At 72.9% G+C, this 17,288-nt stretch carries 20 protein-coding genes; 4 read left to right on the forward strand and 16 right to left on the reverse strand.

Features of this window, described 5'->3' with window-relative positions; genetic code table 11:
• The 3 genes from ACYVP9_RS02335 to ACYVP9_RS02345 are packed head-to-tail and all read right to left on the reverse strand — an operon-like array spanning position 1 to position 2,718.
• Entirely contained in the window at positions 1–2,202 is a 2,202-nt protein-coding gene (locus ACYVP9_RS02335; protein WP_460603075.1) for a heavy metal translocating P-type ATPase, read from the reverse strand.
• Positions 2,199–2,405, reverse strand: coding sequence for a heavy-metal-associated domain-containing protein (locus ACYVP9_RS02340; RefSeq protein ID WP_460603076.1), 207 nt, complete (start codon positions 2,403–2,405; stop codon positions 2,199–2,201). Before ACYVP9_RS02340 ends, ACYVP9_RS02335 begins: the two co-directional genes overlap by 4 nt.
• 16 nt (positions 2,406–2,421) lie before the next feature.
• Positions 2,422–2,718 (reverse strand): metal-sensitive transcriptional regulator, encoded by a 297-nt coding sequence (locus ACYVP9_RS02345; RefSeq protein WP_460603077.1) that lies wholly within the window; start codon positions 2,716–2,718, stop codon positions 2,422–2,424.
• 68 nt (positions 2,719–2,786) lie between these two features.
• On the opposite strand from ACYVP9_RS02345, the gene ACYVP9_RS02350 reads away from it, so the two are divergent.
• Both ACYVP9_RS02350 and ACYVP9_RS02355 read left to right on the forward strand, forming a co-directional pair.
• Positions 2,787–3,329 (forward strand): DUF4396 domain-containing protein, encoded by a 543-nt coding sequence (locus ACYVP9_RS02350; RefSeq protein ID WP_460603078.1) that lies wholly within the window; start codon positions 2,787–2,789, stop codon positions 3,327–3,329.
• Positions 3,330–3,365: 36 nt separating this feature from the next.
• Positions 3,366–3,515: a hypothetical protein gene (locus ACYVP9_RS02355; RefSeq protein WP_460603079.1), complete on the forward strand. Its 150-nt coding sequence runs from the start codon at positions 3,366–3,368 to the stop codon at positions 3,513–3,515.
• A gap of 3 nt (positions 3,516–3,518) precedes the next feature.
• Here ACYVP9_RS02355 and ACYVP9_RS02360 read toward each other — a convergent pair whose 3' ends face one another.
• From ACYVP9_RS02360 to ACYVP9_RS02380, 5 genes are read right to left on the reverse strand one after another with little or no spacing between them, the layout of a single operon-like run.
• Positions 3,519–4,523: an SMP-30/gluconolactonase/LRE family protein gene (locus ACYVP9_RS02360; protein ID WP_460603080.1), complete on the reverse strand. Its 1,005-nt coding sequence runs from the start codon at positions 4,521–4,523 to the stop codon at positions 3,519–3,521.
• A gap of 10 nt (positions 4,524–4,533) precedes the next feature.
• Positions 4,534–5,157 (reverse strand): hypothetical protein, encoded by a 624-nt coding sequence (locus ACYVP9_RS02365; RefSeq protein ID WP_460603081.1) that lies wholly within the window; start codon positions 5,155–5,157, stop codon positions 4,534–4,536.
• Complete coding sequence (gene thiE / locus ACYVP9_RS02370) at positions 5,154–5,804, reverse strand: thiamine phosphate synthase (protein WP_460603082.1); 651 nt, start codon at positions 5,802–5,804, stop codon at positions 5,154–5,156. The genes ACYVP9_RS02365 and thiE overlap by 4 nt, the downstream gene beginning before the upstream one ends.
• A gap of 12 nt (positions 5,805–5,816) precedes the next feature.
• Complete coding sequence (locus tag ACYVP9_RS02375; protein ID WP_460603083.1) at positions 5,817–6,323, reverse strand: SRPBCC family protein; 507 nt, start codon at positions 6,321–6,323, stop codon at positions 5,817–5,819.
• Positions 6,320–6,673 carry an ArsR/SmtB family transcription factor gene (locus ACYVP9_RS02380; RefSeq protein WP_460603084.1) on the reverse strand — a complete coding sequence of 118 codons (354 nt, stop codon included), beginning with the start codon at positions 6,671–6,673 and terminating at the stop codon, positions 6,320–6,322. The genes ACYVP9_RS02375 and ACYVP9_RS02380 overlap by 4 nt, the downstream gene beginning before the upstream one ends.
• Positions 6,674–6,902: 229 nt before the next feature.
• Between ACYVP9_RS02380 and ACYVP9_RS02385 the strand changes: the two genes are divergently transcribed.
• Positions 6,903–7,994: a helix-turn-helix domain-containing protein gene (locus tag ACYVP9_RS02385; RefSeq protein ID WP_460603085.1), complete on the forward strand. Its 1,092-nt coding sequence runs from the start codon at positions 6,903–6,905 to the stop codon at positions 7,992–7,994.
• 3 nt (positions 7,995–7,997) lie between these two features.
• Here ACYVP9_RS02385 and ACYVP9_RS02390 read toward each other — a convergent pair whose 3' ends face one another.
• Both ACYVP9_RS02390 and ACYVP9_RS02395 read right to left on the reverse strand, forming a co-directional pair.
• The gene (locus ACYVP9_RS02390) at positions 7,998–8,900 is read right to left on the reverse strand and encodes a hypothetical protein (protein ID WP_460603086.1); all 903 of its coding nucleotides are present in this window, start codon (positions 8,898–8,900) and stop codon (positions 7,998–8,000) included.
• A gap of 35 nt (positions 8,901–8,935) precedes the next feature.
• Entirely contained in the window at positions 8,936–10,168 is a 1,233-nt protein-coding gene (locus ACYVP9_RS02395; RefSeq protein WP_460603087.1) for an HNH endonuclease, read from the reverse strand.
• A 161-nt stretch (positions 10,169–10,329) separates the two neighbouring features.
• Between ACYVP9_RS02395 and ACYVP9_RS02400 the strand changes: the two genes are divergently transcribed.
• Positions 10,330–11,199, forward strand: coding sequence for a GNAT family N-acetyltransferase (locus ACYVP9_RS02400; protein WP_460603088.1), 870 nt, complete (start codon positions 10,330–10,332; stop codon positions 11,197–11,199).
• Here ACYVP9_RS02400 and ACYVP9_RS02405 read toward each other — a convergent pair.
• The 6 genes from ACYVP9_RS02405 to ACYVP9_RS02430 all read right to left on the reverse strand — a co-directional run bounded on the left by ACYVP9_RS02405 (position 11,189) and on the right by ACYVP9_RS02430 (position 17,269).
• A complete protein-coding gene (locus ACYVP9_RS02405; RefSeq protein WP_460603089.1) occupies positions 11,189–11,539 on the reverse strand; it encodes a hypothetical protein in 351 nt (116 codons plus the stop codon). The genes ACYVP9_RS02400 and ACYVP9_RS02405 overlap by 11 nt on opposite strands.
• 66 nt (positions 11,540–11,605) lie before the next feature.
• Complete coding sequence (locus tag ACYVP9_RS02410) at positions 11,606–12,397, reverse strand: lysophospholipid acyltransferase family protein (protein ID WP_460603090.1); 792 nt, start codon at positions 12,395–12,397, stop codon at positions 11,606–11,608.
• A 12-nt stretch (positions 12,398–12,409) separates the two neighbouring features.
• A complete protein-coding gene (locus ACYVP9_RS02415) occupies positions 12,410–13,582 on the reverse strand; it encodes a cytochrome P450 family protein (protein WP_460603091.1) in 1,173 nt (390 codons plus the stop codon).
• On the reverse strand, positions 13,579–15,150 hold the full coding sequence (gene mhpA / locus ACYVP9_RS02420; RefSeq protein ID WP_460603092.1) for a bifunctional 3-(3-hydroxy-phenyl)propionate/3-hydroxycinnamic acid hydroxylase MhpA: 1,572 nt from the start codon (positions 15,148–15,150) through the stop codon (positions 13,579–13,581). Before mhpA ends, ACYVP9_RS02415 begins: the two co-directional genes overlap by 4 nt.
• The gene (locus tag ACYVP9_RS02425) at positions 15,147–16,100 is read right to left on the reverse strand and encodes a fumarylacetoacetate hydrolase family protein (RefSeq protein WP_460603094.1); all 954 of its coding nucleotides are present in this window, start codon (positions 16,098–16,100) and stop codon (positions 15,147–15,149) included. The genes mhpA and ACYVP9_RS02425 overlap by 4 nt, the downstream gene beginning before the upstream one ends.
• Positions 16,097–17,269, reverse strand: coding sequence for a VOC family protein (locus tag ACYVP9_RS02430; protein ID WP_460603095.1), 1,173 nt, complete (start codon positions 17,267–17,269; stop codon positions 16,097–16,099). Before ACYVP9_RS02430 ends, ACYVP9_RS02425 begins: the two co-directional genes overlap by 4 nt.
• Positions 17,270–17,288 lie beyond the last annotated feature (19 nt).

Genomic DNA, 17,288 nt, shown 5'->3' on the forward strand with positions numbered 1-17,288 from the left:
TCAGGACGCGACCGCCCGGAACCGTCGCAGCCGCAAGCTGTTGCCGACCACGAAGACGGACGACAGCGCCATCGCCGCGCCCGCGATCATCGGGTTCAGCAGCCCCAGCGCCGCGAGCGGGATGGCGGCGACGTTGTAACCGAACGCCCAGAACAGGTTCTGCTTGATGGTGCCGAGCGTCGTGCGCGCGAGGCGGATGGCGTCGACGGCGACCCGTAGGTCGCCGCGCACGAGGGTGAGGTCGCCGGCCTCGATGGCGGCGTCCGTGCCGGTGCCCATCGCGATGCCCAGGTCGGCCTGCGCGAGGGCGGCGGCGTCGTTCACGCCGTCGCCCACCATCGCGACGACCCGGCCGTCGTGCTGCAGCCGCTTGACGACGTCGAGCTTGTCGGCCGGCAGCACGTCGGCCACCACCTCGTCGATGCCGACCTCGCGCGCCACCGACCTCGCCACGGTCTCGTGGTCGCCGGTGAGCAGCACCGGGTGCAGGCCGAGACCGCGCAGCGCCGTCACCGCCTCGGCGGACGTCGGTTTCACGGCGTCGGCGACCGACAGCACGCCGCGGGCGCGACCGTCCCAGCCGACGACGACGGCGGTGGCGCCGTCCGCACGTGCGGTGTCGAGCGCGGACGCGAGGTCGGACGGCAGGTCGCCGTCGAGCAGGGCCGGGCGCCCGACCACGACGGCGCGGCCGCCGACCGTGCCTCGGACGCCGAGGCCCTCGACGTTGGCGAAGCCCTCGACGGGGGCGAGGGTCGCGCCGCGCTCGCGGGCACCGGTCACGACGGCGCGGGCGACCGGGTGCTCGGACCCGTCCTCGAGCGACGCGGCGAGACGCAGCACGGTGTCGACGTCCTCGCCGGCCGTCGGCACGACGGTGCGCAGCGTCATGACTCCGGTGGTGACGGTGCCGGTCTTGTCGAGCACGACGGTGTCGACGGTGCGGGTGCGTTCGAGCACCTCGGGACCTTTGATCAGGATGCCGAGCTGGGCGCCCCGGCCGGTGCCCACCAGCAGTGCGGTGGGCGTGGCCAGTCCGAGCGCGCACGGGCACGCGATGATCAGCACGGCGACGGCCGCGGTGAACGCGGCGGCGGGTCCTTCGCCGATTACGAGCCACACGCCGAGCGTGGCGACGGCAAGCGCGATCACGACCGGCACGAAGACGCCCGAGATGCGGTCGGCCAGCCGCTGCACCTCGGCCTTGCCGCTCTGCGCCTCCTCGACGAGCCGTGCCATCTGAGCGAGTTGGGTGTCCGAACCGACTCGGGTGGCGCGCACGACGAGGCGTCCGCCCGCGTTGACGGTGGCGCCGGTGACCCTGTCGCCGGGGGCGACCTCGACCGGCACCGACTCGCCGGTGAGCATGGACGCGTCGACGGCGGACGACCCGGAGACGACCTCGCCGTCGGTGGCGATCTTCTCGCCGGGACGGACGACGAACTCGTCACCGACCGCGAGCTGAGCCACCGGCACCCGCGTCTCGACGCCGTCCCGCAGGACGGCGACGTCCTTCGCGCCGAGGTCCATGAGCGCACGCAGCGCGGCGCCGGCGCGCCGCTTCGAGCGGGCCTCGAAGTACCGTCCGGCGAGGATGAACGTGGTCACGCCCGCCGCGGCCTCGAGATAGATGGCGCCGGCGCCGTCCGTCCGTCCGACGGTGAACTCGAACGGGTGGGTCATGCCGACCATGCCCGCGGTGCCCAGGAACAGCGCGTACAGCGACCAGCCGAACGCGGCCAGCGTGCCGACCGACACGAGGGTGTCCATCGTCGCGGCGCCGTGGCGCAGGTTCGCCCAGGCGGCGCGGTGGAAGGGCCAGCCGCCCCAGAGCACGACCGGTGTCGCGAGGCCGAGCGACAGCCACTGCCAGTAGTCGAACTGGAACGCGGGCACCATCGCGAGCGCCACGACGGGCACGGCCATCAGCAGCGAGACCACGAGCCGCTCGTAGAGGTCGAACGCCTCGTCCGCCTCGGGTTCGGCGTCGGGCAGCAGGGCGCCGTAGCCGGCAGCGGCGACGGTGTCGACGAGGTCGTCCGTGGTCACGCCGTCGGCGAAGCTGACCCTCGCCTTCTCGGTCGCGTAGTTCACGGACGCGGTGACGCCGTCGAGCTTGTTCAGCTTGCGCTCGACCCGGTTGGCGCACGAGGCACAGGTCATCCCCGTGATCGTGAGCTCGACGTCGTGCACGGCGGTCATGCGAGCGCGTACCCCGCCTCGTCGACCGCGGCGGCGAGGGCGTCACGGGAGACGGGCCGGTCGCTGGTCACGGTGACGAGGCCGGACGCGAGATCGACGTCGACGCCGGTGACGCCGTCGATCTCCGAGACCTCTTCGGTGACGGACGCGACGCAGTGCTCGCAGGTCATGCCGGTGACGGTGACGGTGGTGGTGTCGGACATCTGGTGAACCTCCTGGTCAGGAACGGACGAGCCGGGCGATGGCGTCGGATGCCTCGCGCAGCTTGATCTCGGCTTCGGGCCCCCCGGATCGGGCGGCGTCGGCGACGCAGTGCGCCATGTGTTCGTCGAGCAGCCCGAGCGCGACGGCCTGCAGCGCCTTGGTGACGGCGGACACCTGGGTGAGGACGTCGATGCAGTACTTGTCCTCGTCGATCATCCGGCCGATGCCCTTGACCTGGCCCTCGATGCGGCGCAGGCGCTTGCGGTAGTCGTCCTTGCGGTCGTGGTAGCCGGGTGCCGTCTGCTCGGTCATGTCTTCCACTGTACCCCCTCGGGGTATGCGTTGTACGGTACCCCCCCAGGGTATCGGAAGGAGACGTCATGGACTACAACGCCCGAGGTATGGCCGCGGCGGCCACCCTGCACTGCCTGACCGGGTGCGCGATCGGCGAGATCGGCGGTCTCGTGCTCGGCACGGCACTCGGTCTCGGCAACGTCGCGACCATGGCACTGGCCGTCGGTCTGGCCTTCGCGTTCGGCTACGCCCTCTCGTCGCTGCCGCTGTTGCGCGCCGGGTTGCCGTTGCGGCGCGCCCTGACGGTGGTGCTCGCCGCCGACACGCTGTCGATCGCGGTGATGGAACTGGTCGACAACGGCGTCGTGGTCCTCGTGCCGGGCGCCGTGCACGCCGGGCTCGGGGACGCGCTGTTCTGGTCCTCGCTCACGCTGGCGCTGCTCGTCGCCTTCGCGGTCGCGTATCCCGTCAACGCGTGGCTGCTGCGGCGCGGTCGTGGACACGCGATCTCGCACGGGGTCGACACGTCGGGCCTGCGCCCCCGGCGCGTTCCCGTACCCGACACCGTGGGGCTCGCGGTCACCCTGACGGCGTTCCTTCTCGGCGGCTTGCTCGCGGCGGCCGCGTAGCGCACCCGTTAACCTTGCTCGTCTATCGTCCGGGGCATGGTCGAACCGGACGACGAGACCGCCAGGATCGATGCGGCGTTGTCGGCCTCGCAGCAACGCGAGCGCGAGGAACGCGAAGAGGATCTGCGGCGCCAGGCCGAGACCGATCGGCGCGTGGCCGAGGCCCTCGCGCACAAGCGGGACTGAACCTCAGATCTCGAAAGCGGCCAGCGCCGACTCGTGCAGGCTGCCGAGGTACACCGTCCCGCGGTGCTCGACGGCACTGGTGACCATCGAGTACCCGAGCTCGGTCGCGCGCCCCTGGAAGTCGTGTACGAGCCGGCCGTCGAGGTCGAAGGCCAGGGCCCACACGGTGGCGGCCGGCTTCGGCCGCAACCGGTCGGGCAGCACCCAGGCCGCCTGCCGCAGCGGTCCCGGCAACGGCAGCAGTCGGTCGAGGGTCGGGTCGCGCGGCGCGGGGATCGACACCCACACCAGCCCGTCGCCGCCGAGCGCCATGTTGTCGGGGAACCCCGGCAGGTTCTCGACCAGTCGGTCGCTGCTGCCCGCGGCGGCACCGGTCAGCCGGTAGCGGGTGATGCGATAGGCGGCCGTCTCGGCCACGAGCAGGTGGGATCCGTCGGGGGAGAGGACCACCCCGTTGGCGAAGTGCAGCCCGTCGAGCAGGGTCTCCGGTTCGGTGGCGCCGGGTCGCAGCCGGAACAGCCGCCCGGTGCCGGAGTGCTCGAGCAGGTCGCCCTCGTAGTGCGCCAGGTCGAAGCGGCGGGTCGACGCGCTGAAGTAGAGCGTGCCGTCGGGGGAACGGACCACGTTGCTGGCGAAGTTCAGCCGGTGCCCGTCGACCGCCTCGACGAGGGGCACGACGGCGCCGCCGGGGTCGATGCGCAACAGGCCGCGGTCGTGGTCGCAGGCGAACACGGTGCCGTCCGGGCCGGGTTCGAGGCCCAGCGGACGTCCGCCGGTGTCGGCCAGCTGCTCCCACTGCCCGGAACCCGGGTCGACCCGCAGAACCCGTCCGTCGGCGAGACCGGTCACCAGCATGCCGTCGGGGTCGACGACGACGTCCTCGGGACCGGGCCCCGGCAGCGGCAGCAGCCGGAAGTTGCGCAGCGGTGCCAGGCCGGTCGCGGCCCAGGCGCGGGCCGGCGCGGGCGGCGGGGACCAACGGCGCGGGTGCAGCAGCTGCAGAGGCACAGAGCCCGTCCTACCCGCTCGCCCGACCCGGCGCATCCGCCACGAACGTGGTGACGCGGACGACGGACGGCCGCGTCGGGGTGGAGCCGAACCCGAAACGCACCGGTGGGTCGACGGGCGCGAGCGTCCCCAGGTCGGCGCCGTGCCACACCACGCGCGCGGACGTGATGGCGTGCTCGTCGAGACCGCAGTAGCGCTCCTCCCGGCCGTGGCCGGCGGTGCCGATGACACGCACTCCCGGCCGGAGCCGGCGGGCGAGCGGGTCGACGAGCCGGCACCACCACCGGGCGCGTGCGATGCGGCGGGGGACGAGCGCGAGGGCGAGGCCGACGGCGGTGCGCCGTCCGGTGGTGAACTCGACGCGCAGCGACTCGCTGTCGAACCGCCGGCCGCCGGGTGTGGTGGTGAGGTGCGTGGGCTCGACCACCACCTCGTCGAAGCCGTACGTGTCGGCGATGAAGCGACCCACCTCGTCCGTCGGGGCGACGAGCAGGCGGCGTCCGTCGGCGTGCTCGATCATGACGTCGGCGACGGGCCCGAACGGGGTGTCGTCCCACATGCCGACGACCACCCGCGTGCCCGACGTGGTGCCGATGCCCGCGATGGCGCCGTCGAAACGGCCGCCGGTGATCATCCCGCCGCGGCGCGCAGTCGCTCGGCGAAGGCCCGCGCCGCCGCGCCGGGGTCGTCGGCCTCGGTGATCGCACGGACGACGACGGCGCGGCGGGCGCCGTGCGCGACGACCTCGTCGAGCCGTTCGAGGGTCTCGATGCCGCCGATGGCGAACCACGGTCGGACGTCGGCGGTGACCGCGGCGTGGTCGATCAGCTCGAGTCCCGCCGCGGGTCGGCCGGGCTTGGTCGGGGTGGTCCAGGTGGGGCCGCAGCAGTAGTAGGCGATGTCGGTCTCGGTCAGCGCGGCGTCGGCCTGGGCCGGGTCGTGGGTCGAGCGACCGATGAGCACGTCGGGACCGACGACGTCGCGGGCGACGGGGACGGGCAGGTCGTCCTGCCCGAGGTGCAGCACCGGGGCGGCGACCGCGCGCGCGACGTCGGCGCGGTCGTTGACGGCCCAGAGGGCGCCGTGACGTTCGGCGGCGGCCGCGAACGTCTCGAGCAACCGCATCTCCTCGCGCGCCTCGAGTCCCTTCTCGCGCAGCTGCACGATGTCGACCCCGTTGGCGAGCACGGCGTCGAGGAAGTCCTCCAGATCACCCTGTCGTCGGCGCGAGTCGACGCAGAGGTAGAGGCGGGCGTCGGCGAGACGGTCGGCAGGGGTCACACCCCGATCGTGTCAGCCCCGGCCGGCGAGCAGGTCGTCGAGTCGTGCCATCGCGTGGCTCAGGCCGTACTCCATGCCCGACTCGAGCATGCTGTCGCGCGCCTCGACGGACGGGAACACCGAGTGGACGTCGAGCCGGCAGCGGCCGCCGTCGAGCGGGGTGAACCGCAGGGTCTCGATGGCCACGGCGTCGGGAACGCCTTCGTACTCGAAGGTCTGGATGATGATCTCGTCGGCCCGGACGGTGTGGAACGTGCCGCGGAACCACGCCCGCAGATCGTCGTCCGGGTCGTCCTCGTGGCCGTGGTGCAGGTAGCGGTAGCTGCCGCCGCTCACGGCGTCGAACCGCTCGATGTCCATGAAGCGCCCGGGCGGACGGAGCCACTGCCGGACGAGGTCACGGTCGGTGTGAGCCCGGAAGACGGCGCTCACGGGCGCGTCGAACTCCCGGGTGATGTCGAGGAAGGGCGTGTTCTCCGGGGCGGTGATGCCCAGCGCCTTCGGCGTGGTGGCGGTCACGGCGTGTCCTCCTGGTCGGTGGGGTGGGTGGTGTCGGCGAGCAGGGCGTCGAGACGGCGGTAGTGCCGCTCGGCGTCGAGGCGGTAGCGGTCGATCCAGCTCGTAAGGCGCTCGAGCGCGCCGGCGTCGAGATGGCACGGGCGTGCCTGGGCGCGGCGGCTGCGCGTGATGAGACCCGCCGCCTCGAGCACGGCGAGGTGCCGCGAGACCGCCTGCACCGAGATCGGAAACGGAGCTGCGAGCTCGGTCACCGTGGCCGGGCCGCGGGCCAGGCGGGCGACGAGACCGCGCCGCACCGGGTCGCCGAGGGCGGCGAATCCACGATCGAGCAGGTCGTCGGCGTCAGCCATGTTCAACCAATCCGTTGAGCAACGAACTGGTTGTATACCGCGGGACGGGTCGGCGCAAGAGGGGCCCGAGCGCGCGTCGGACCGTGGACGGCCACGTCGCTCGGGGGCGAAGCGGTTGCGCTCGCGCCCGCAACTCCCTAACGTCACGTCACGAGATGATCGGGTCGGGGGACCGACCCGGTGCTGGCACGACCGGGGTGGCGGTCCGGCACTTTGCCGCGAGGAGACCATGGTCGAGCTGTCCACCGCGCACCCGGGACTGACGGGCGCGCTCATTCCGCCCACAGCCGTGCGCCCGGACGGGGCGCCCACGCTGTCCGCCGCTGCGGCGCCGACCGGCGCCCCGCCGGCCGCCATCGCGTGGCTGGACCTGTCGGCCGAGAACCCCGACACCTGGACCGGCCGACGGCCGCGCACCGGTCCGCTCGGGCTGCAGATCGCCCCGATGCGCAACGGACGGGCGCCGTTCTTCTTCAAGGGCGCGCGGCTGCGCGGCACCCGCTGCGTGTGGTCGGCGGCGACGGTGAGCGGCGCCGAGCTGTACCGGCCGGCCCGCAACGCCGTGCCCGCGCCGTTCGAGGGCAACGTGCACCTGCTCGTGCGGGCCGAGGGCGCGGGCAGCGTCTTCGACGCGACGTCCGTGGGACCGGCCACGCTGCGCGTCTTCGAGACCGGTGACGAGATCAGCGAGCAGTTCTCCGACACCACGCACCTGTTCACGCTCGACGTCCCGAACGCGATCATCGGTCTGGACGTCAAGGCGGTGCGGGCGATGCGCGACCGCACGTACGCGCTGACCCCGTTCCAGCGGCGGCTGCTCGCGACGGCGGCGGCGTTGCTCGTCGCCGACGGCGAGGAGTTCGAGTCGGCCGCGAGCCTGGTGGGCGTCGACCGCTACCTCGCCGCGTTCGCGGGGCTGCTGCTGCGCACCGCCGTCGCGAAGCCCGGCACCGATCTCGGACAGGTCGAGAGCATCCGCATGCGGACGGACGCGATCATCTTCGAGCAGGCGGCCGACCCCGAGCTCACCCCCGCCGGCATCGCCGCGCAGCTGAACATCTCGCTGCGCCAGCTGTACCGCGCGTTCACCGGCGCCGAGAGCCCGGCCTCGCGCATCCGCCGTCGCCGACTCGAGCGGGCAGCCGAGATCCTTGCCGCCAGGACGGGTCCGGGGCAGGTGGAGCGGGTCGCGCTCGAGTGCGGGTTCGTGTCGGCCGAGTACTTCTCGCGCGCCTTCCGTCGGGAGTTCGGGCTCAGCCCGCGCGCGTACCGCTCGGCGCACCGCGAGTCGGGTGCCCGCCAGGTGCACCTGCCGGGCTGACCGTCACTGGCCCCGGTCGAGCGCCCGTTCGGCGCGGTCGAGGGCCGAGCGCGCCTCACGCCGTGACGTGCGGGCCGAGCGGGTGCGCTTGCGCGCGGCCTCGAGTTCGCGTTTCGCGGTGTCGAGGTCGCGCTGCAGTTCGGCCAGCTCGTCGGCGAGTTCGCGGACGCGGGTGCCCAGGCGCTCCTCGTCCGCCTCGGCACCGGCGTGTGCCTGGTCGGCGGCCTCGAAATCGGCCCGGGCACGCTCGACGCGGCGGGTGAGGCGAGCGGGTGGCGGAGCGGGCTCGGGAGCCGTCTTCCGAGCGGGTGTCTTCGCGGCGGCGGTCTTCGATGCCTTCTTGGCCGGTGTCGGTTTCTTTCCTCGGCCGCCCTGGACCAGGGTGAGGGACGGGCCTTCAGCCGCGAACCCGAAGCCGGAGAACTGCTCGCCGCGGACGAGCCGGCCGAGCCGGGCGGCGACGTCAGGGTCGGCGAGCGCTGCGTCGAAGGTCTGGCTGACCTCGTCGCGCAGTGCGGTGGTCGCGTCAGCCTTGTCGGAGTGCGCGAGCGCCGCCTTCGTCAGCTCGGCGACGACCTCGCGGCGGCGCGTCGTCAACTCGCGCAGCGTGTCGGCCGCGAGGTCCTGCTGAGCGCGCCGCAACGCATCACCGACCTCGGTCAGGGGTGCGACGGCGCCGGGCTCGTCCAGTGAGTAGCGGTTCACGACGGCCGCTCCCGCCGTGGGTTTGCGCAGTTTCGCGATTTTCCGCGCGGCGTCGGCGTCGCCGTCGGACTTCGCGGCTTTCGACAGCTCGTTGCGCAGCGCTGTGAAGTCGTCGGGCGGCGCGGCGTAGAGCCGGTCGGCGGCGGCAGCGACGACCTCGCTCTCGGTGTCGTCCTCGTCGTCCGCCTCGTCGCGTGCCACGGGTCGAGGGTAGGGCTGCATCGTGGTCGGAGGGTTCAGGCGGCCCGGTGGCGGCCGAGGTCGTAGTGGACGACGGGCATCCATCTGAGGGTGGCGTCGCCGACGACCGCTACTGGTTCGGGGCTGTCGTAGTGGTGGCCGGTGGGGGTGACTGTGGTGACGGTGCCGTGGGGTGCGGTGAGGGCGGCCCACCCGAACGTCTCTTTGATGTGGTTGCAGCGTTCGCAGAGCCCTTGGCCGTTGGCGGCGCTGGTGGGTCCGCCGTCGGCGGCGCGTTCGACGTGGTCGAGGTGTCTGATGGGGGCGTCGCACCAGGGGGTGCGGCACGTGCCGCGGTCGCGGAGTTCGATGAAGTGGGCGAGTTCTCCGTCGAAGAGCCGGCGTGTGGAATCCATGGCGACGAGGCGTCGGCCGTCGGGGCTGGTGTAGAGGCGCCTGAGCCAGCGGGCGACCTTGCTGCCGCCCGCGAAGGCTATGGCGCGGGCGATGGGCGCAGGTATCGGTCCGAAGCCGGGTACGTGCCCGGGTTGGTCGCCGTTGTTCAGCAGCGTGTCGGCGGGCATGACGAGTTCGATCTCGACCGGTACCGCGGCGGCGGTCGCTTGTCCGGTGAGGCGGGCGACAGCGAGGTCGGCCATCAGGCTGCCCTGGGCACCTCGCCCGATCAGGTCGTCGGCGGCTTTGCGCAGGGCAGCGAGCACGGCGACGCCCTGGGTGACGGGCAGAAGCATCGTCACCCAGCTCATGACGTCCGGCGCCGGGCGGACGCTGACCCGCCGTTCCCTTGCCGCCCGGCGCGCCCGCTCGGTCGCCCCGGCCGGGTCGAGAGCCTGCGCCAACGCCCGCGCCTCGCGTTCGACCGCCCGATCACCCAGACCCTCCAAGCGGTAGGCGAGTTCGGCGTCGACCAGTTCACGGTCCGCCCGTGACAGGAACGCCGTCTCGCGCACCATCAGCTGCGCCCGCCACTCACTGGTGCGGCCCGCCGCCAAGGCAGCGAACGTGCCCGGCATCTCGGTCATCAGCACCCGCGCCAGCTGCAACCACCGGGTTGCCTTGTGCGGCGAGACCCGCCGCGCCAACGCCACCTCACCGGCAGCCCCGGCCCCCTGCCGCTGCGGCGGAACTCCGCGCACCGCATCCTCCAGCCGGCGATGGTCCTGATGCTGCACGCCCAGCGTCATCAACTCGGCATCGATCGCCGACCGCAACTCCTCCAACCGTCGGATCCGCTCGACACGGTCTGCCGCGTCGACCACCGGCGCCATCGACCCCAGCGCAACCCCGCGCACCCGACAGAGCCGCGGTGTCGAGAACGCCGTCCATCACGCAATTGTACGACTTGCGTTCGAATAAGTCCAGAGTGGGTGATCGCCGGCCGATCGGAAACGCGCGTGCGCCGTCCGGGCTCGAGAGGTTCGATCGGACCATGCCGTTGGAGCTGAGAACGCCGGACGGGACCGACCTCGTCCGCATCGTCGACGTGCTCGGCAGCTGGCAGCGCGACGACGCACCGCTGCAGCTGCACCCCGGCGACGTCGGGTGGTTCACGCGCTTCGGCGCTGCCGCGACCGCGCGCGCGGTGCGCATCTGGGTCCGCGACGGCGAGCCGATGGCGATCGGACTGCTCGACGGCGCCGACATCCTCCGCCTGACCGTCGCGCCGGCGTCCTGGGACGACGACGAGCTCGCGGCCCGCGTCGTCAGCGACGTGTCCGATCCCGGTGCGGGAGTGTTCACGGCCGGGCCGGTGTCGATCGAGGCGCCGGACGGCTGCCGGGTGCGCGAGGCGTTGGACGAGAGCGGCTGGACGACCGGGGAACCGTGGACGCCGCTGCGCCGCGATCTCTCCCGGCCGGTCGGCGGCCCCGGCGTCCGCACCGAAGTGGTCGACGACGCGACCGTCGACGACTACGCCGCGGTGCTGGCCTCCGCGTTCGGGACTCCGCCCTTCCCCGACAGTGCCCGCGCGCTGCACGACGGTCCGCTTGCCGGGTCCGCGCGGAGCCTGCTGGCCCGCGACGAGCACGGCGCGGCGGCGGCCGCCATCACGGTGTGGTCGGCCGGCCCGGGCCGTCCGGGTCTGATCGAGCCGCTCGCCGTGCACGTCGACCATCGCGGCCGGGGGCTCGGCTCGGCGATGTGCCGGGCGGGCGCGGCCGTGCTGCAGGAGACGGGCGCGTCGTCCGTTCTCGTCTGCACTCCGAGTGCCCTGACCGGCGCGGTGGCGACCTACCGGTCGGCCGGCTTCGAACGGCTGCCCGAACGTCTCGACCGGACGCGCGACCTCAGCCGATGATGTGGCGCAGGGCGTCCTCGACGGCGTCCGCCGCGAGTTCGCCCTGGCCGTCGCCCATCTCGACCGCGACGTCGGGCTCGATGCCGAGTCCGTCGGCGATGGTCTGCTCGATCGACAGGCGGAAGACCACACCGTCGCGCTGCCACGCGGTCACACCACCGAGCGCGGTCGCTCCCTCGTGCGTCGAGATGCTGTAGCCGTCCTCGTCGTCGGGATCGAGCGGGAGCATGAAGATCAGGTTCCAGCCCGACGCGTCCGCGTTCTGCGCCAGCGCGAGGACGAAGGCGTCCACGCCCTCGAGTTCGCCGATGTCGACCCGGTCGGCCCGCAAGTGCATCACGTGCTCGCAGGTTACGCGGCACGGCGTCTGTCGACGCTCGGCTCGTCCGACGATCGGACGGGCACGTCAACCGATCACCGGGCGACGGTTGCTGGTCAGTTCGGTCAGCGCTCGTTGCATGGCGGCGGTGACACGACCGGCGATCTGCGCCTCGGAGTCGTCGGCCGGCGCGGCGATCGGGGCGAGGACCCGGGTGCGCAGCTTGGTGGGAAGGGGTAGGTAGGGCACGAGCCCCACGACCCCGACGTTCAGCCCCCACGGCACCGACAGCGTGACCGGCATGGCCTTGAGCCGCAGCGTCCTGTCGAGTCTCAGCAGCCGGGCCAGCCTGCGCCCGTCGTTGAGCACGAGCAGGGACTCGCCCGCACCCGCCGTGACGACGGGGACGATCGGGACGCCCTCGTCCCTCGCGAGGCGGGCGAAGCCGGTGCGGTCGCCGAAGGTGATCTTGTTGCGGTCGGCGAAGGATCTGCCGGCCTCGATGTCGCCGCCGGGGAACACGAGGACGTGATGGCCCGCCGCGAAGGCGTCGTGCGCCGCGGTGGCGCTCGCCGGTCGCGCGTCCAACGCCTCGAGCACGGGACCGACGCCCAGGGTCCAGGCGATCTGGTGCACGAGGATCGTGACCGGCCGGTCGAGTTGCAGCCGGTCGAGTGCTGCGAGCGTCGCGGAGACGTTGAGGTCGACGACGCCGCCGAAGCCGTGGTTGGCGACGAACAGCACGGGGTCGTCGGGGATCACGGTCCGTGACGTGTCGATCTCGAGGCGGTTGTACCGGCGGACGGTCTCGACGCCGATCCTGCGCGCCACGCGTGCGGTGCGCTGTGCGACGGCGTCCCACCGGGCTCGTGCGTCCACGGGTCGGCGCCCTCAGCCGAAGGAGGCCGGCAGGGAGGCGTAACCCTGCAGCGTGTTGTTGACCAGGCGCGTGCCGCGCCCGTCGATGCGGACGGTGCGCACGCGGTTGCGCATGGCCTCGACCAGAGCGGCCATCTCGAGCTTCGCCAGGTGCATCCCCACGCAGGCGTGCGGCCCGTGGCCCCAGCCGAGCTGCTGGTTGACCGGCCGGGTCAGGTCGACCGCGTCGGGCTCGACGAATTGGCGCTCGTCGCTGTTGGCGGCGGCGAACAGCAACGCGACGCGCCGGCCGGCGCGAAGCGGTTGCCCGTCGACCTCGGTGTCGACGGCGACCCGGCGGGTGAAACCGCGGATGGGCGAGGAGATGCGGACCGCCTCGGCGACCAGTGGCGCGACGAGGCCGGCGTCGGAGCGGACGGCCTCCCACAACTCCGGACGGTCCGCGAGCAGCTTCAGCATGTGGGCGCTGGCGAGGATCGTGGTGTCGAGGCTCGGCGCGGTGAAGTCGATGACCATGGCGCGCGCCTCGGCCCGGCTGATGTCCCCGCGGTCGGCGGCGGCGAAGATGCCCGCCGCCCAGCTGTCCGGTGCGACGTGCTGAGGGCGCAGCCGCAGCCCGAACGCCTTGAGCGACAGACCCCGTCCGCCCGCGCGCAGCGAGCGGGAGTTGACGCCACCGAGTGCGTCGAAGGTGCCCGCGGCCCAGGACAACATCCGTTCGCCGCTCTGCCGCAGACCGACCAGGTCCGCCACGACTCCCACCGGCAGCGCGGCACCGAAGTCGGCGACCGCGTCGAAGCGTCCCCGACGCTGCAGGTCGTCGACGACGCGGTCGGCGCGCTCGACGAGGGTCTCCTCGAGCGCCGCGACCTTGCGGGCGGCGAGGTAGTCGAGCATCACGCCGCGTCGCCGGCCGTGGACGTCCCCGTCGCTGGCCAGCACGGTGTGGGAGCCGAGCCGGTTGGCGAACGGGTTGGCGGCCACGCCGGACCCGCTGGTGAAGACGTCCGCCGCGCGCAGCGCCGTCTTCACGTCGCGGTACCGGCCGATGGCCCAGAGTCGGTTGCGGGGGAGCCAGACCGCCGGGCCGGTGTCGCGGACGAGGCGGTAGGTGCCGTCCGGGTCGCCGAGTTCGGCCGTGCCGTACAGGTCGAGCGGCAGCGAGGGTCGGGATGCGGACGTCATGCCGCCACCGCCTCGCAGTAGCCGGCGGCGATCAGCTGCTCGCGCCAGGCGCGCAGGTCGGCGCGATCACCGGCGGCGGCCACGGTGCGGTCGGGCCGCACGAGCAGTGCCCGGGCGCCGGTCTCGTCCAGGAAGGCGGACAGGTGGGTGTCCGTGTGCTCGACGGTGACGAACCGGGTGCGCAGTCGGGAGAAGAAGTCCCGCACCTCGCTCTCGAAGGCGTCCGGACGCGCAGGTGCGCGCGTGATCACCGACCAGTCGCGGCCCAGGACCTCGTCGAGCGTCTGCCTGCCCGCGGGCGTGTCGCGGACGGGGTGGGGCACGAGTCGCCCGGCGGCCCGGTGCCCGGTGGTCAGCGGGCCCGCCGGCAGGGTCGGCATCGCGGTGTTGATCACCTTGTCCTCGGCGCCGGGCAGCCGGCTCGCGGCGGCGAGCGCGGCGCGTCGCAGCGCGCCGGTGCGTCGGGACCCGCCGGTCATCACCCAGCCGACGGCGATGGCGAGCCTGACGACGCGGACGGCGAACGGGCGGCGTTCGCTCTCGTAGGTGTCGAGCAGCCGGTGGTCCGCGGCCCCGTCGAGGACGGCGGCGATCTTCCACGCCAGATTGGCGGCGTCGCGGATGCCGGCGCACATGCCCTGGCCGATGAACGGCGGCGTCAGGTGCGCGGCGTCGCCGAGCAGGAACACGTTCTGGTGACGCCAGTGGTCGGCGACGGCGCCGCGGAAGGTGTACCAGGCGCGGCGGACGACCGTGAGCTCGCCCGGGTCGACGGCGCCGAGCCACGGACCGATCAGCCCGAGGACCGTGTCGTCGGTGAGGTCGTCGGCGACCTCTCCGTCGCGCAACCGGAACTCCCACCGGTATCGGCCGGGGGTCACCATCATGAACGTGGCGGCGCGATCGGCGTCGCAGACCTGCTGCACCCCGTCGTACACGTCGAGGGCGACCGGGCTCGTGACGTCGACGACGACCCAGCGCTGCTCGAAACCGAGGTCGTCGAGCCCGGCGCCGATCAGCGTCCGGACGGTGCTGTTGGCCCCGTCGCAGCCGAGGAGAACGTCGCAGCGGAACTCCAGCGGCCGACCGTCGGACGGCCTTCTCGCGCGCACGGTCGTGCGTCCGGTCGCGTCCCGGGGATGGTCGAGACCGACGACCTCGACGTCGCCGCGAACCGTGATGGTGTCGAAGTCGGCCATCCGCCGGCGCAGCAGGTGTTCGAGGTCGGGCTGGTCGAACATGTTCGACTGCGGGTAGCCGTACCGTCCGCCCTCCGGGTCGCGACGGAAGGTCGCCAGCGTCCGCAGGGCGGGGTCGACAAGTTGCATGCCGGGCGCGGGCCGGGAGATGCCGGCGAGTTCGTCGCCGAGGCCGAGGTCGGCGAAGACGCGGTAGACCTCGTCGTCGAAGTGCACCGCGCGGGGCAGCGGGTAGGGCTGCGGCCAGCGGTCCAGCACCAGCACCTCGACACCGCGTTGCGCGAGGGCGATGGCGGCGGTGGCCCCGGTGGGCCCGCAGCCGACGACGACGACCGGCACGTGCCGCGCCGGCTCGACCGGGGTGCTCATCGGACGGTCGTGCGCTGCGTGCCCAGGTCGATGTCGCCGTCGTCGGTGCGGATGCTCGCCTCGACGACGTCGCCCGGTCGCAGGTAGGCGTTGCTGCGCGACTGACCCTTGACGAACAACTGCCACCGGCGTGCTTCGGGGAGCAGCCCGGCGATCCGCTGCACCGCGGCGGGCGGCGGCTGGAGGGCGACGCCCCCCGGCGTCCCCGTCAGCAGGAGGTCGCCGGCGGCGAGGTCCTCCAGGTGGCTGAGTTCCGTCAGCGTCGCCGCGGGGCCGAAGACCATGTCCCCGGCCAGGCCGTTCTGCCGCTCCTCGCCGTTGACCGTCAGGCGCAGCCGCAGCTGCGACCACCGGGCGACCTCGTCCCGGTCCGGGACGACGAGGTAGGGGCCCACCGGGCAGAAGGTGCGGTAGGACTTGCCCTTGTACCACTGGCCCTGCGGCAGCTGGACGTCGCGCGCGGAGACGTCGTTCGCGACGACGAACGCGCCGACGTGGTCGGGCAGCGTCGCGTCGGTGACCCGGGTCGGGCCGGTGATCGGAGCGCGCAGCACGATGCCCAGCTCGACCTCGTAGTCGAGCAACCGGACGTGGGCGGGACGGACGATGTCGTCGTACGGCCCGGACAGCGAGGCGGTCGACTTGGTGAACAACATGTTGAAGGCCCGGTCGGGATCCATCCCCGACTCGACCATGTGCGAGCGGTAGTTGGCCCCCTGGCACACGACCCGCGCGCCCGGCGTCGGGCTGAGCAGACTCACCCGGTCGGTCGTGACGGGCGGGTCGGACGCGGAGCGGGCGGCGTCGGCGGCAGCCGACGGGTCGGCCAGGACGTCGGCCGTCGCACGGACGTCCGCCGGCAACGGGAGGACCGAGCCGTCCTGCAGCAGACCCCATCGCGGGTCTTCGTCTGCGGCGGCGCTGCGGTAGCGCACGAACGTCGTCGTCATGAGGCAGCCACCTTCAGCAGGCCGAGGAGCCGGCGGGCGTCGAACTCGTTGCTGCGGTCCTTGAGCGCGGAGACGACTTGCCGGACGGACGTGAGGGACGGCTTGGTGCCGAGGAACTCCGCCGTGACCTTCGGCCCCCACTGCGACAGCCCGGACGCGGTCATGGGCGACCAGCCGGCCTCGATGCTGCTGTCGAACATGTCCCCGTCGGCGAAGTGCTCGACCATGAAGCCGTCGGGGTCGCGCCAGTAGTCGAAGAGCTGGCTGCCCTCGATGTGGCGTCCGATGCCCCAGGCGTGGGTGTAGCGCTGTTCGGCGAGGTACGCCTGTCCGGCGGCCATCGCGTCCAGCCCCGCGACCTGGTACGCGGAGTGGATGTAGCGGCGACCGGGGCCGAGGTTCATGGCGAGCGTGTGGTGATCGGACGGCGTGTCACCGCGGTCGCACCGGATGAAGGCCATCGTGGGGCCGCGGTCGCGTTGGCCGGCGTAGAACAGGAAGTCGGACACGATGAGGCCGAAGTTGTGCAGGTAGAAGTCGAGGTCGCGGTCGAAGGACGCCGACTCGACGACGACGTGGCCGAGGCGTTCGATGCGCGCCGGTTCGCGCGGCGGCCGCTGGGTCGCGTTGATGCGCACCAGCGCGTCGGGCGTGTTCGTCGCGAGCGGCCGCTGTCGCTCGAGTTCGGGGTACGAGGTCACGCCGGCGACGACGCGCACCGGCATCCCGGACGGGTCGTGCAACTCGACGGCGACGCCGCCGCACGGGTCGTCGAGGCGGGTGGTCGGCACGGCGTGCGCGGCGGCGAGACGAGCCACGTCGTCGCGGTCGGCCGCCAGCAGGGTCGGTCCGAGAAAGGCCGAGCGTGGTCCCCTGCGGACGACGGCGCAGACACCGCCCGCGAGCGTGCCTCGCAGGTACAACGCGTCCGCGGTGCGAGCAGCGGTGGCGAAGCCGAAGTCGTGGGCGAACCGCTCCGCGGCGTCGAGGTCGGGCTTCGTGAACTCGAGCCAGGCGAGGTCGACGACCTTGATCACGGGGTTGCCGGCGCGGTCGGCGGGGTCGCCGAGTTCGGCGCCGTGTTCGCTGTGCAACTCACCGTGCCGCGACGGCTCGGAGTCGGGGACCCCGGTGACCGCCCCGGCGCGACGTGTCGTCGTGCCCGTCATCACATGACCCTCGCTGTCC

The organism is Jatrophihabitans fulvus (assembly GCF_054781375.1).